The sequence below is a fragment of the Rhodococcus sp. MSC1_016 genome (assembly GCF_023667485.2).
GTDB classification, from domain to species: Bacteria; Actinomycetota; Actinomycetes; order Mycobacteriales; family Mycobacteriaceae; genus Rhodococcus_F; species Rhodococcus_F oxybenzonivorans.
In genome coordinates, this window is record NZ_JAMOZI020000002.1 from 392,485 (window position 1) to 406,500 (window position 14,016).

General features: G+C 68.2%; 11 protein-coding genes. 8 read left to right on the forward strand and 3 right to left on the reverse strand.

What is annotated here, in order from left to right; translation table 11 throughout:
* Positions 1 to 9: 9 nt before the first annotated feature.
* A complete protein-coding gene (locus L1080_RS34135) occupies positions 10 to 1,323 on the reverse strand; it encodes a ribbon-helix-helix domain-containing protein (protein ID WP_250776688.1) in 1,314 nt (437 codons plus the stop codon).
* Between the two features lie 244 nt (positions 1,324 to 1,567).
* On the opposite strand from L1080_RS34135, the gene L1080_RS34140 reads away from it, so the two are divergent.
* Positions 1,568 to 2,740, forward strand: a complete 1,173-nt coding sequence (locus tag L1080_RS34140; protein WP_374435721.1) for an IS30 family transposase — start codon at positions 1,568 to 1,570, stop codon at positions 2,738 to 2,740.
* Between the two features lie 123 nt (positions 2,741 to 2,863).
* Positions 2,864 to 3,268, forward strand: coding sequence for an Lsr2 dimerization domain-containing protein (locus L1080_RS34145; RefSeq protein ID WP_250776687.1), 405 nt, complete (start codon positions 2,864 to 2,866; stop codon positions 3,266 to 3,268).
* A gap of 544 nt (positions 3,269 to 3,812) precedes the next feature.
* On the opposite strand, the gene L1080_RS34150 is transcribed toward L1080_RS34145, so the two are convergent.
* Both L1080_RS34150 and L1080_RS34155 read right to left on the reverse strand, forming a co-directional pair.
* A complete protein-coding gene (locus tag L1080_RS34150; protein ID WP_250776686.1) occupies positions 3,813 to 4,022 on the reverse strand; it encodes a hypothetical protein in 210 nt (69 codons plus the stop codon).
* A 200-nt stretch (positions 4,023 to 4,222) separates the two neighbouring features.
* On the reverse strand, positions 4,223 to 5,497 hold the full coding sequence (locus tag L1080_RS34155) for a DUF7373 family lipoprotein (protein ID WP_250776685.1): 1,275 nt from the start codon (positions 5,495 to 5,497) through the stop codon (positions 4,223 to 4,225).
* A 275-nt stretch (positions 5,498 to 5,772) separates the two neighbouring features.
* On the opposite strand from L1080_RS34155, the gene L1080_RS34160 reads away from it, so the two are divergent.
* From L1080_RS34160 to L1080_RS34185, 6 genes are all read left to right on the forward strand, one after another.
* Entirely contained in the window at positions 5,773 to 7,662 is a 1,890-nt protein-coding gene (locus L1080_RS34160) for a dynamin family protein (RefSeq protein ID WP_250776684.1), read from the forward strand.
* Complete coding sequence (locus tag L1080_RS34165) at positions 7,659 to 9,086, forward strand: GTPase (RefSeq protein WP_250776683.1); 1,428 nt, start codon at positions 7,659 to 7,661, stop codon at positions 9,084 to 9,086. Before L1080_RS34160 ends, L1080_RS34165 begins: the two co-directional genes overlap by 4 nt.
* Before the next feature lie 236 nt (positions 9,087 to 9,322).
* Positions 9,323 to 11,239: an Hsp70 family protein gene (locus L1080_RS34170; RefSeq protein ID WP_250776682.1), complete on the forward strand. Its 1,917-nt coding sequence runs from the start codon at positions 9,323 to 9,325 to the stop codon at positions 11,237 to 11,239.
* A 209-nt stretch (positions 11,240 to 11,448) separates the two neighbouring features.
* Complete coding sequence (locus L1080_RS34175; RefSeq protein ID WP_250776681.1) at positions 11,449 to 12,318, forward strand: hypothetical protein; 870 nt, start codon at positions 11,449 to 11,451, stop codon at positions 12,316 to 12,318.
* A gap of 139 nt (positions 12,319 to 12,457) precedes the next feature.
* Complete coding sequence (locus tag L1080_RS34180) at positions 12,458 to 13,408, forward strand: C39 family peptidase (RefSeq protein ID WP_250776680.1); 951 nt, start codon at positions 12,458 to 12,460, stop codon at positions 13,406 to 13,408.
* 181 nt (positions 13,409 to 13,589) lie between these two features.
* Positions 13,590 to 14,009, forward strand: coding sequence for a hypothetical protein (locus L1080_RS34185; RefSeq protein ID WP_250776679.1), 420 nt, complete (start codon positions 13,590 to 13,592; stop codon positions 14,007 to 14,009).
* Positions 14,010 to 14,016: the final 7 nt, after the last annotated feature.

Genomic DNA, 14,016 nt, shown 5'->3' on the forward strand with positions numbered 1-14,016 from the left:
TCTCGCAGGTCACGCACCATCGCCGTAGCGTGTTCGGCGTCTTCGCTCGCGGCGGGCATGTCTGGTGATGAGTTTCTGCCGGTTGCCCGGAGCCCGGTACATCTCGTCGAGCATCAGGGTTTCGATGCCGGTGTGCTGGCGAAGGATGCGTGTGGCGGCCAGATACACCAGTTCCTGCCGGGTCGAGCCGAGCCGGCCGGCGAGAGCATCGAGATGCACGAGGAGCTCGTCATCGAGGGCGACAGCGATCCTCGCCTTGGGCGGCTCGGGCCGCAGATCCTGCACGGGGGCAACGGTGGTGAGGTCGGCCGTCAGGTTGCTTGGGTTGTCGAGGAGTCGGCGGATCCCGACCCGCACCAGCGCCGAGACCCGGCGGGGCCCGTACTCGTCGGCGAGCTCGTGCAGTCGGCGTTTGGTGTCCTCGTCCACCAGGAACGAGTGCGGCCTCCCGAACGGGCGCCCCGCCGGTGACGGCGTCTTCACCACGGGCATAGTGGCGGCGGTAATGGTGGTTTTGCGGCGTTCGTTGCGGGCGAGGAGCTGACCGCGGTTCGACTCCCCCCGGTAGATCTCGTCGGTCACCGCCTGCTCGAGGTCCCGCGGATGGGCCAGGAGCCGGTGGGCGGCCAGGCGCATCAGTTCAGCCCGATCGGACCCCAGTTGGCGCGCAAGGGCGTCGAGCTGATCGCGGAGTTCGTCGTCGAAGTGCACATTCGTGCGCAGGCCGAAGACTTCCGGTGCCAGGTCGCGGACCGCCCCGAACGCGGCCAGGTCGGTGGTGAGATCGCCCGGGTCGTCGAGGAGGCGGCGCAGTGCGACCCGCAACGCGGCGGCGGTGAGGACGTCACCGTTGCGGCCGGTGAGCCGGTCCAACCGGTCGAGCGTGCAGCGGTTGACGTGCAGGCGGGTTCGGCAGGTGAGATCGCCGCGAGCGTCCTCACGAAGCACGTGGGGGCGGAATCGGCCCGCCGCGTGAAGGAATCGGTGGGCGGCGACCCGGACGATCGCGCTGCGTTTGGTGTGATGGGCCCGGGCCAGCTCCTCGAGGCGCCGGTCGGTCGCCGGATCCAGGTCGAAGAATATTTCCACCCGTGGGAGGCTCCGAGCGGCGGCGGAGACGCGGCGGTACTCATCGAGTGCGGCGGGAACGCGGTCCGGGTCGGCGAGGAGGCGGTGGGCGGCCACCCGCACCAGGGCGCCGAAGCGACGCGGCCCGATCCCGCCGGCCACCTCGTCGAGTCGCTGCTTGGTCTGCGGATCGAAGCGGAGGGGGATCGGATCGCCGACAGGGACGCGGCCCATGCTGGTGGCGGTCTCGGTCATCGCTGTCATTCTCCGCGAGGGATTTTCCGACGCTGGTTCGGGATAGGAAGACCGAGCGTCGGAGGTTGTTGGTCGATGGAACGCAATGCGCCCCAGCACCGGGGGCTTGGGTTCCATCGGTCGTCGCAACACCCGACAGTTCAGGGTGGCGATGGAATTCGAAATACGCAAGCAACGGGGTCCCTCGCGTGGCGAGACCTTGCATCGGGAACGGCGCGCCTATTTTGATCTCGTGAACAAGGGCGTGAGCAGTCAAGAGGCCTGCCGAATCGTCGGGATCAACTACCGCACCGGCAAGCGGTGGCGCAACGGACACAAACCGTCCGGCGGCCACCCGGGAGCTCCGCCGGTAACAACATCCTCCCTGCACACCGAGTCGGGCCGGTACCTGGGCACTACCGAACGCATCCGTATCGCCGACCGGCTCCGGGAAGGCGCCTCGATCCGATCGATCGCCACCGAGTTGAACCGGAGCCCCTCGACGATCAGCCGGGAGATCCGCCGCAACAGTGACCCGTCCGATGGGCAGTACCGACCCTATGCCGCCCAGCAACGTGCCGGCGCACGCCGCCCACGCCCCAAGACAGCCAAACTGATCAAGTACCCCACGCTGCGGCGACGTATCCAACGACATCTCGGCAAGGGCTGGAGTCCCGAGCAGATCGTGTACAGACTGCGCCGAGACTTTCCGCACCTCACCGACATGCATCTTGCACCCGAAACCATCTACCAGGCGGTCTACCAGCCCGCCCGCGGCGGCTTGACCCGCGGGAAGAAACCCCTCCTGCGGACCGGTCGCACCATGCGCCGGCCGCGCCGCCAGGCCCAGGCACGCAGACCCCGGTTCGTGGCGCCGATGGTGATGATCGGCCAGCGTCCGGACGAGGTCGCCGCCCGGCTCGTACCCGGTCACTGGGAGGGGGATTTGGTGATCGGTAAGGACGGACGATCCCAGATGGGGACCCTGGTCGAGCGGGTCAGCCGCTACGTGATGCTCTTACACCTACCCTGCGGGCGGTCTCCGGAAATCGTCCGGGACGAGCTCATCGCCATGATGGAGGGGCTTCCGGCGCAGCTGGCGCGCTCGGTGACCTGGGATCAGGGCTCCGAGCTGGCCCGCCACCACGAATTCACCGCCGCCACCGGCATACCCGTGTACTTCTGTGAGCCGCACTCGCCCTGGCAGCGAGGAACCAACGAGAACACCAATGGGCTTCTGCGGCAGTACTTTCCCAAGGCCACGGACCTGTCCGGCCACACCCGTGCCCACCTCGACGAAGTCGCCGCCGAGCTCAACGATCGGCCCCGGAAAGTCCTCGGATGGGACACCCCGGCGGAACGACTCGCCACACTGATCGGCCCAAGCCATGGCATCTTCCGACGCCTTACCGAACCGACTTCGCTGGCGATCGGGTAGCGACGGCAACACCGCTTTGGCGGACGGACCGGGCGCTCGACGACGTTCACCCCCTTTTCGCGCAGCTCCCAGTACTGTGCGCTAAAACTGTATCGAGACATACACGAGGAATCGGGGGGCACTGTGGCTCGTAAGAGGGTTGTCGAACTCGTTGACGACATCGACGGGACAGTGTTCGGCGACGATGGTGAGAAGATCACCTTCGCGGTCAACGGTGTCGAGTACGAAATCGACCTGAAGGACGAGCACGCCAGCGAGTTCCACAGGAAGATCGGTTACTTCATCGAGCATGCCACCCGATCACTCGAACCGACGACTTCGTCCAGGTCTGCTCCAACGTCCGTAGGTGCTACGACGCGTGCGCAGTTCTCCGCCCGCTTGGACCCAGACTTGCTGCAGCAGGTGAAAATCGAAGTAGCCACCCGTGGGACGACTCTGCAGGAAGCGACGGCCGAAGCATTCAGGCTTTGGCTGCCCTCGAAGGTGACTACTCGCCCGCAAGGGGTGCGGCCACGCGCACTGGGGTAATAGCCCTCAACCATCCGCAACCGGGAACCGTGCGCGGAAGCACTCGAAGTGCCCGCCAAGCGTGCGCCAGTCGGGATGTATGACGATGATGCGTACGCGAACGAAATTTCACGAGCAGCACTATGCTTCACCAAACCATGCGTGTTGCGACGACCGCTGGAATCCGCCGGGGGTGGCACTGGGGCGCGGGTGTCCAGGTCGGGGGGACGCTGGACACGGTGGGCGTTCAACAGTGCAAAATTTGCGGGGATGCTCTGCGAACGTCGTTGAGTGTACTTCCCACGAAACGGTCGCGCACACACGCCTCGGCAACAGCCCATCACCCACACACGATGAGTTCCGGTCCTGCGCCCGTCTGCGGGAGCTCACACCATGGTCCGGTGTCCGGTGTCGGGGTTATGAGTTCCGGGACAATGCCGAGCCCCGGCCTGGGTAGCACCGTCGGGAGATCCGATCCACGGCGGCGGCGAGAGCGGGAAACCCGGGGACGGCCGCCGCGGAGCCCGCGGTCGCCGTCCCCGGCGAATCATCTACTCGTGCAACATCAGTTGTGCTTGTATCCCATCTCTAAACCGTCGAGGTCAAGGTGCTGGAAGACGCCGTGCTCCTGCGACCAGCAGGTGCTGCCGTCGTGGAGGCCGCTGCACTGGTTGTACTGACCCCCGGTGTCGAGGGCCGAGGCGGCCGGCGCCAGCGCGAGGCCGGCCGAGGTGACGCCGGCCAACAGTGCGGCACTGGCGATGAGCTTCTTCATGGGGTTCTCCCTGCCTGGGTGGATTTCTGCTGATGGTGCGGATGTGTGGCCGGTCAGGTGCATTGGCAGGCCAGTGATCGAGGCGTTCAGCGCGGGACCGGGTTCGCCGAGGACCGCCCCGGTGTCGGCGACCGACCTGTGCAGCTGGAGGACGGGGACGGGACGGGGCGGTGCCGGCGGACAGGGCTTGCCCGGTGGGGTTATTCGGCGTCCTGGTCGGCGTGCTCCAGGATCAAATATTGGGCGGAGATCTGCTGATCGACGTCCTTTTTGTTGTCGGTGCCGCTGGCTTCACCGACGTAGCGACCGTTGGCGACCATGCAATAGTCCTGGGTGCCGTTGACGGTGTCCTTGGTGACGCACTTGGCGTCGGGCAGACCGGGCGGGGTGGGAGCGGTGATGAAGCCCTCGGCGAGCAGATCGTTGTGGAATTCGGTGAGAATGTTCTGGGCGCCGGCGTCGTCCTTGGCCCGGTAGACCGACGTTTTGTAGACGGCGTTGTGCTCGGACCCGGCAGCGGTGAGGACCTTGTACGTCAGCGGTGGGTTGGTGGAGCGGTGCGCCATGCCGCGGGGGCCGTAGGCGGCCATGTCGTCGCCGAGCTGGGCTTGGGCGTCGTCTTCGGGGATGGCGTAGATGAGGACCTTGTCCTGGTCGATCATGGGCAGTTCCGGGGACTGGCCCCCGTTCTGGGCGCGGGTCGGGGTGGCCGGGAACTGGTCGATCAGCGGTTCTTGCACGGACAGGGCCTTCGCGACGGCTCGCGCGGTCCAGTCCTTTTCGGCGGCGGGGGCTTTCGCCCAGGTGTAGAGCAGGTAGTTCCCGTGGGGGGTGAACGCGTTGACCGAGACCTCGGGGCCGGCGGAGAAGTTCGTCTGGCCGGTCGAGACGAGGGTGTTGGGCAGGATGTCGATGTTCTCGGCGGTCTCGAGGCCGGTGCCGTCGTCGACGGTGAGCAGGTTCTGGTGGATCTCGCGGGCGGTGGCGGCGGCGTCGTCGGGGTTGTTGAACCGCATCACCGCTTGCACGACGGATCGGGACGGGTCGGTGGTTTTCGTGGTGGGGGTGGTGGCGGTGGAGACGTAGCCGTAGAGCATTTGATGGTTGTGGGCGATGTCGCCGGCGGCGTCGCTGAGGACGACACCGAGGTTCTTGCCGCTGCGCATCACCATGGTGGGCATCTTCACCGAGGTCAGTTCGGGGTCGATCTCGAAGGGGACGACGGTGAACTCGGCGAGCCGCTGCCCGTCGACGTCGAGGATCGTCTCCTGGGTGGCCCGCCCGAACTCCGGGGCCGGGGTGATCGGGTAGTCACCGGTGTCGAGGGCGGCCGGATCGACCTCCGCGGTTTGGGCGGTGTCGCCGCCGGATTTACCGGTGGGTTCGGCGGGAGCGTCGTCGGTACTGGCGCAGCCGGCCAACAGCACGGCGGCGGCGAGCACAGCCGCGGCCGGCCTCCACATGGTGGTCCTCATCGTCTTTTCTCGGTCCCTTCCCTGTTTTTCGCCCCCCGCTGGTTGTGCGTGTCCGGTTGTCGGTGTCGCCGGGCGGGGGCGTGTGTTCTGGTAGTTGGAGGCTCCGGCCGCCTGGAAGGTTCCCACACCGCATGAGTGTCCTGCGTCACACCCAATGTGGCGGTGGGAGGGGGCCGGGGTTGACGGTGCCGGTCCGGGCCCGCTCACGCTAGGGTTTCGACCGGCACCCACATCACCGGTGCGCGCAGGTCGACGACGGGAAAGGGGGGGTGGGTGTGGACAGTGCCGCACGGGCCGGGCGGCCGGCCGATGACCTCTCCCCCGCCGCCCCGGCGCCGCCGCGGGAGCGGGCCGAAGCGTTGCTGACGTCGATCACCGGGAAGATTCTGCGGCCGTTCGGATATGACGCGATCAGCGATCTCGCCGAGCAGCGGGCCGCCGCCGTGGGGCAGACCCGGTCGGTGGTGGTGGTCGGTGAGGTCAAGCGGGGCAAGAGCTCGTTGGTCAATGCGCTGGTCGGGTGGCGGGATGCGTCCCCGGTGGGGGTGGACGTGACGACGTCGACGACGATCAGCTTCGGTGAGGCCACACCCGAGCAGCCGGGTGGGAGCGCGCAGATCCTGTTCCCGGACCGGACCGAGCAGATCCCGCACGCCGACCTGGCGGACTGGGTCTCGTGCGAGGGCACCCATGTCACCGACAACCGAGCCCAGGAGTTACCCACCCGGGCGATCGTCCCGGTTGCCGGCAGCCGGCTAGGTGATGTCACCGTCATCGACACCCCGGGGGTGGGCGGGCTGGATCCGTCCTACGCCGCCTTGGCGGAAGCGTCGGCATCGCAGGCGTGTGTGTTGGTGATCGTGTGCGATGCGAGTACACCGCTGACGGCACCGGAGATGGCGTTCATCGAGCGGACCGGGTCCGCGGTGGAGTCGCTGATCGTGGTGGTCACCAAGACGGACAAGAACATTCGCCGCTGGCGGCTGATCGTCGAAGAGAATCGGGAGCTGCTGGCCCGGCATCTGGGCCGGCAGGTTCCGGTGGTGGGGGTGTCGAGCCTGCGGGCGGTGATCGCGGCGGAGATGCCGCCCGGCCCGGACCGGGACGCAGCGGAGCTGCGGTCGGGGATCACCGAGCTGCGGGAGCTGATCGGGTCGAAACTCGGGATTGCCGAACATCTTCCGGCGATCACCGGGTTGCGGACCGCGGCCGAGGGGTTGGTCTCGTTGGCGGCGGATATGCGCACTCAGATCGGGGCGATCACCCGCAGCGGTGAGGTCATCCCGGATCTGACCGCGCAGTTGGCGCAGTTGCAGGGCCTGAAAGACCATTCGGCGCAGTGGGAGCAGTATTTGCAGCGGGATCTGACGTTGATTCGTCAGCACGCCACCGATGATCTCGACCGCAGCCTCGACAGTATCCGGGAGAAGTGGACGACCCGGATCAACAAGAACGGGATGGCGGTGTTGCGACGGAACCCACAGCATTTCACCGCGGAGATGGAACGCGATTTTCAGGCGGCGATGGCCGGGGCGGTGAATCTGTTCCTCGAGCAGCTCTACACTCAGATCGTGCAACCGAGGTTCGCCTCGGAGGTCATCTGGCACGAGATCTCCGAAAAGGTCCTCGCGACGTTGTCGAACCGCACCCTCGACACCCATCAGGTGGCCGGGAAACGGCAGGGACTGCTCGATCCGTCGATGATCACCATGGGGGTGATGGGTTCGTCGATGCTCGGTGGTCTGATCGGGGTCTCGGCGATGATGGGGGTCGGGGCGGTCGTCGGCGTGGCGTGGGTGGGGTTCAATCTCGGGTTCAAGGCGATGCGGGCCGGGAAGACGAATCTGCTGGCCTGGTTGCGGGAGACGATCGCGACGACGAAGACGACCACCGCGCGGATGCTCGAATCCACCCTCGCCCTGGCCCGCCCGGAGATTGTGATTCGCTACCGCGAACACGTGAAGACCTCGATCGAGACCTTGAAGAAGCAGATCAAGGACGCCGAGGACACCATGCGGACGGACAAGGCCACCCGGGAGAAGAAAGTGACCCGGCTGGAGAACAATCTGCGGGTGGTCGAGAACAACATCACCCGCGCCAACGCGTTGATCGCTGAACTGTCCACCCCCGCTCCCCCTACCGGTGTGGGGGGTGGGGTGCGGTGACGGCCACCCCGACCGCCCCGGGCTGGGATCCGGTGCGGGTCGGTCTGGATCGGGCGTTGCATGCGCTCGCCGGGCTGGCCCCGGATCTGGCCGTCCACGCCAACCGGATCGGGCAGATCCTCTGGTCCCCGCCGCGGATTGTGATCGTCGGCCGCCTCAAGGCCGGCAAATCCACGCTGGTGAACGCGTTGATCGGGGCGCCGGTCGCCGAAACCGCCGCCCTCGAGGCCACCAGCATCGTCGCCGTCTACCAGGACGGTGCCCCCTCCCGAGCGGAAATGGTGTTACTCGACGGTGGGCGGGCGCCGGTGCATTTGGCCCGCGGGCACACCGCCGAGCTGGGGGTGCCGCCGGAGCAGGTGGCGTATGTGCACCGGTGGTTACCGTCCGCGGCGATCCGCGATTTCACCCTGGTCGACACCCCCGGGCTGGCCACGCTGACCGCCGAGAACGAGGCCCGCACCCGCCGGGTCCTCATCGACGGCTACGAGCAGACCCGCACCGCGTCGGTCGACGCCGACGCCGCGGTGTTCCTGTTCGACTCCGCGCCGCGCGCGGACGAAATTTCCTTCCTCAAACAGCTCGGGTTCACCCCGCTGAACACCCTCGGGGTGCTGTCGCGGGCGGATGGGTTCGGCGAAGGCGCTCTCGGGCAACGCAACCCGCTCGAGCATGCCATTGCCCACGCCCGGGTGTTGGCCGGGCGGCTCGCCGACACCGTGATGACGGTGATGCCGATCGCCGGGTTGCTCGCCGAAACCGCCCACACCGGGGCGCTCACCGAGGCCGACGCCCGCGTCCTGGCGTCGCTGACCGGGCACGGACCCCTGGAGGTCCTCGACCCCCTCGACACCGATACCCCTACCGCCCTGCCCCCCGCGGTGCGGGATCGGCTCCTCGATCTGCTCGGCGAGTACGGGATCGTTCATGGCCGCGACGTCGCCGCCCGCGGCGCCGCCGCCCTGAACGAGTGGTTGACCGCGCATTCGGGGATCCCGCAGCTGCGGGGGGTGCTCTCCCAGCATCTGGGCCGGTTCGCCGCCGTGCACCGGGCCAGCCGGATCATCCGCGAACTCGACCAGCTCGCGTTCACCCACCCCGCCCGCGACCAGATCCGGGCCGTCGTGGACACCCTGCGCCGCGACCCCGCCCTGCACACCGTGGTGCTGTTCGAACACCTGCGGTCCATGCTCGAGGCCGACCCCCGCTCCCCCGTCACCACCGAACTACGCCGCCTCCTCGAACACCGCACCCCGGCCGGGCAACTCGGCCTGCCCGACAGCGCCACCCCCGAGCAGGTGCGGATCACCGCGCAGCAGAAGCTGAACTGGGCGCACACCCAGGCCCTGTCGACCATGACCGCCGCCGAGGACGCCGCCCTGATCGTGCTGGCCCACACCTACAGCACGATCGCCGCCACCTGACCCACCATGAGTACGAACCTGATTTTTGGTGTGGGCGGGGTGGGAACCTTTTCCCCGCGGCGCGCATCGAACTGATACCCGCTCGATCAAGAAGACCCCTTTTTGTGTGGAAGGACCCCTTGTGATGTTCTACCGACCGTGGAAGCCGCTGCCGGTGGACCGGCGTGACATGATGCCCGGGCGCGGCCACGCCGTCGCCGGATGTTGTTCGTGGGGTTTGAGGTCGGGGGGTTGCAATGTCTAGGCCGGACTGGTTACTGGGGATCGACTTCGGCACCTCCAACACCGCCGCCGCGCATACCGGTGCGGTCAGCGGTGCGGTGGAAGCGCTGCAGCTCAGCCACAACCGCACCACGATGTCCTCGGCGGTGTTCGTCGAATCGCCGCACCAGATCGCGGTCGGGGACGTGGCCACCAACCGCGCCGAGACCAACCCGGCCGCCTACCTGCCCTCCCCGAAACGGGTGATCGGTCAGGACGTGGTGCACGTCAACGGGTACTCGATCCCCTCGTCGGTGCCCGTTGCCGCGGTCCTCGATTCGGTGATGGCGCGGGCTCGGGCCGCGCACGCCGGGCAAGCCCCCGCCCGACTGGTCCTCACCCACCCGGAGGCGTGGTCTCCCCGCGAGATCCAGGTCCTCCTCGACGCGGCCGCCCAGCTCGGCCTCGATGCCTCGCAGGTGACGACGGTGTCCGAGCCGCGGGCGGCGGCGCACTACTACTCGCGCTCGCACACCCTGTCCCCGGGTGCGAAGATCGCGGTGTTCGACTTCGGTGGCGGCACCCTCGATATCGCGGTGCTGGCCGCGAACGAGCACGGCACCTTCGACGTCGTCGCCGCCCGCGGTGACAACGGGCTCGGGGGGAAGAACTTCGACGCCTACATCCGCCGGTGGGTCGACGAGCAACTCGAGGCCCGCAACCCCGAACTCGGTGACTATCTGCGGTCCGCGCCGATCGATATCCGGCACGCCCTCGACGATTCGATCCGCCGCGCTAAGGAACTGCTCTCGGAGGCGCCGTCGGCGACCATCACCGTCACCGGCGGCGGGCACACCGAAAAGTTCCAGATCACCCGGGAGGAGTTCGAGGAACTCATCACCCCCGCCGTGGAGAAGGCGGTCACCCTGACTCGGGCAACGCTCGCCGACGCCCACGTCACCGACCCCACCGGGCTGCACGCACTGTATTTGACCGGCGGATCCTCCCGGATCCCGATCGTGCAGGACCACCTCAAGGCGTTGGGGCCGATCGCCACCCTCGACGACCCGAAGACCGTCGTCGCGCAGGGGGCGATCGCCGCGGCCGCCCCGATCGTCCGCGGCCTCGGCAACACCACCGTTGTGGGTGGGGCCCCGCGGTACACGCACCCAGGCCCACCACCGGCCGCCCCACCCCGCACCCCGGGCGGTCCGGCGGCGACCGCCCCCATCCCGAACCCCGGACCCGGACCCGGCCCGGCGACCACCTGGCAACCCACCGACACTCCGGCGCCCACCGACACTGATGCCGGTGCCGGCGGCGGGAGGAAGAAGGCGATGGTGCTCGGCGCCGCAGCCGCCGCGCTGGTGGTGATCGCCGGGGTGATCGGAGCGATCACCCTCACCGGCGGCGACGAGAATGCCGCCGATCCCCCGGCCGCCGCCGACACCCCCGTGGCCGGTGATCCCGCGACCGCGGAGCCGGCGGGTGCCTCCGGGAACGGGGCCACCGAGGTTCCGACCACGAAAGAGGCTGTCCTGACCGCCCTTCCGGCAGCATTGCGGTCCGACCTGACCGAGTGCAAGAGCACCGGGGAGACCGAGAACGGTGGCGTGGAGATGCAGTGCACCCTGAAGGAGGGCAGCGCGTTGACCGCCGGGATCTCCGATCAGGACTTCCAGTCGATCATCGTCAGCGTCGACGCCGCGGAAGCGAAGAAGCGGGTCCTCGGGATCCGGCAGGGCTTTCACAACGACACCACCTCCACCGACAACGAGATCGTGGAGAACATTCCGCGGACCGCGGCCGCCCACATCGACGGTCCGGGCTACGCGGGCACCTACTCGATCTGGTACGCCAACGGCTCGACCGGGGTGATGGCCAGCTTCGGCGACGCCCAGGGCATGGCCGGGGCGAAAACGTTCCTCTCCCGCGCCGGCCTGATCAACTAAACCACCACCAACCACGCACGTTTCGCGCCCGCCCCGGCATTGTTCCCGGGGCGGGCGCCGCGCTGTGCGCACCGGTGTTCGGGTGCAGGGAAGAGTTTTTCAGCTCGGCCGGGAACCTTTCGGGTCGCTCACCGCATCCAACTCTCGACAACGCAAAGCGAACACCACTTTCCCCGCCCGAAACTCCTCGACGACAAGGACTTCTGATCATGAGCAACCCCCGCAGCGCACAGGACACCCCGACCGCCGACGCGACCTCGGCCAGCCCCAACCTGACCGGGAACCCGCAGGACGCCACCTACACCACCGCCCCCACCCCGGGCAGCGGACAGCCGCCGGCGGGTGACCCGACCCCCACCGCGGCCCCCACCAACCCGGAAACCAGCGGTGACACCGATCTAGGAGCGGGAACCGCACCCGACCCCGGCCCAGGCACCGTCGCGGGTGGGGAGTACTCCTCACCGCGCGATGTCGACGGCGACGGGCTCGTCGACCTGATCCACAGCCGCGTCGAGGGAGTCGAGACCATCACCCATATCGACGAGGACGGTGCCATCACCCTCGTCGAGCAGGACACCGACGGTAACGGCACCTACGAGACCGGGATCGCCCCCACCTCGGGCGGGGTCCGGCTCGCCGAGGACCTCGATGACGACGGCACCGTCGACCTCGCCACCCACCTCGACTCCGCCACCGGTGCACCGGTCCGCCAGGACGTCATCGAGGGCGGGCTGATCACCGACACCCAGTTCGACACCAACGCCGACGGCAACCCGGATCTGCACCTGATCGACAGCAACGGCGACGGCCGCTTCGACACCGCGGCCCTCGACACCGACGCCGACGGCATCACCAACGACACCCTGGTCGACACCAACGGTGACGGCACCTTCGACCTGGGCACCACCGACACCGACAACGACGGCTCCCAGGAGACGTTCGACACCGCCACCGACGGGCACCTCGGGTCGATCGAGCAGTTCGAAGCCCTCATCCCCACCGAGGACCACTACCACGAACAGGCCGGCACCTACCCCGGCGAGACACCGGCCGAGCCCACTCCCACCGACCTGGCCTGACCCCACCCCCAGCCCGACCCACCCACCACAGCGCCGTCGCACCCCGCCGCGTCGGGGTGCCCGGCCGGTGGGTGCAAGACACCCCTGCCACCTGCCGACGCCGGGTGCGGGCCGAAACCTCACTCCGGGAGAGCACCGAATGGATGACTTGCACGCGGATTTCACGGCAGCAGCCTGGTCCGCCGGCCCACTCGACGACGACACCTACCTGAGCGAACCGACCGCGGCCGTGGAGGACCTGGACCCAATTCCCCGCCCGGTCGACGAGGATCCGTTCACGGGAATAGCCGACTCCCCGGCGGCAGCGGTGGATCTGTCCGGTATCGACCTGAGCGCACTCGACCCCGACCTCGGCCCACCCCCGGTACTCGCGCCGCCCCGGGACGAGGCCGAGGTGCAGGCGCCAGGCCCGGTGCCGGTCGCCGACCCGGGCACCGCACCCGTTCCTGGTGCCGAGTCGGGCGGGGACGGGGTGTACGGGGACCCGGTGGAATGGTCGGTGAACTGGTTCTACCAGCTGGTCGACGGGTACTGCGGGCCGGCGAGCGCCGCGCAGGTGATCGCCCAGTACACCGGGGTGGTCATCGACGACCCCCAGGAATTGGTCGACCGGGCCCTCGAACTCGGGCTCATGCAGGACGGGGACCCCGCCCGCGGCATGACGTTGCCGAACCTCGAGATCCTCCTCGAGGATCAAGGGGTGCCCTGCACGGTGCAGGACAGCTCGATCGACGACCTGAAAACCAAACTCGACGACGGCTACGGGGTGATCGCGATGGTCGACTCCGGTGAGATCTGGCACCCGGACCGCGAAGCCCGAGAAGACGACACGGCCGATCACTTCCTCATCGTCGCCGGCATCGACGAAGCCCGCGGGGTGGTGATCCTCTCCGACCCCGGCGCCCCGAACGGCAACCAGCTCGAGGTGCCCATCGACCAATTCGAGGACGCCTGGGCCGACTCGGGCCACCGGATACTCGTCGCCGACACCCCCGACCCCGACCTGGCCGACCACCCGGACCCGGACCCGGCCGCGGCACCGGTAGCGGTAACAGCACCCGATCGCCGGTGGGCGATGATCGACCTCTAGTCGCCGGTCGCTACCAGCCGACGACAGGTCGGACGTGCACACTGGACTACGCCACCATCACCGCCATCGGTGACGGTGACCAAAAAAATGTGGTGCTCGGCGGGAACCTTCCGGCGATCCGGTGCATCCAACAGGTGGGCGTGCGCTGTGCCGGCGCACCGACAGACTCCAAGGAAACGAGGTGAGAGCAGCAGTGGACGACGATTCCGTCCTTGCCGCACTAGGGGTATCGGGTAGCGCGCTGCCGCCCGTGCCCGACGATGTGTGGGCGCGGGCCCTCGAGATCGCTCTCGACCCGACCACCGCCCCCGTCGACCCCGGCCTCGTCCCCGACCTCGACGACATCCCCGTCGTACCCGAGGACGACGAGATCATCCTGCTCGACGACGACACCGACCTCGACACAGACGGTGACGACACCGACGGTGTCGTCCCTGACCTCGGTACCGATGTCGACGCCGATGGCCCGGATGTCGACCTCCCGGCAGGCGAGGATCTTCTTCTCAGTGACGACAGCGTCGACCCCACCCTTCTCGGTGTCGACGACCCGGCCGATCCCGGCATCGACCTCGGCGGGCACCACGACATCGACCCGCTCTAACCCACAC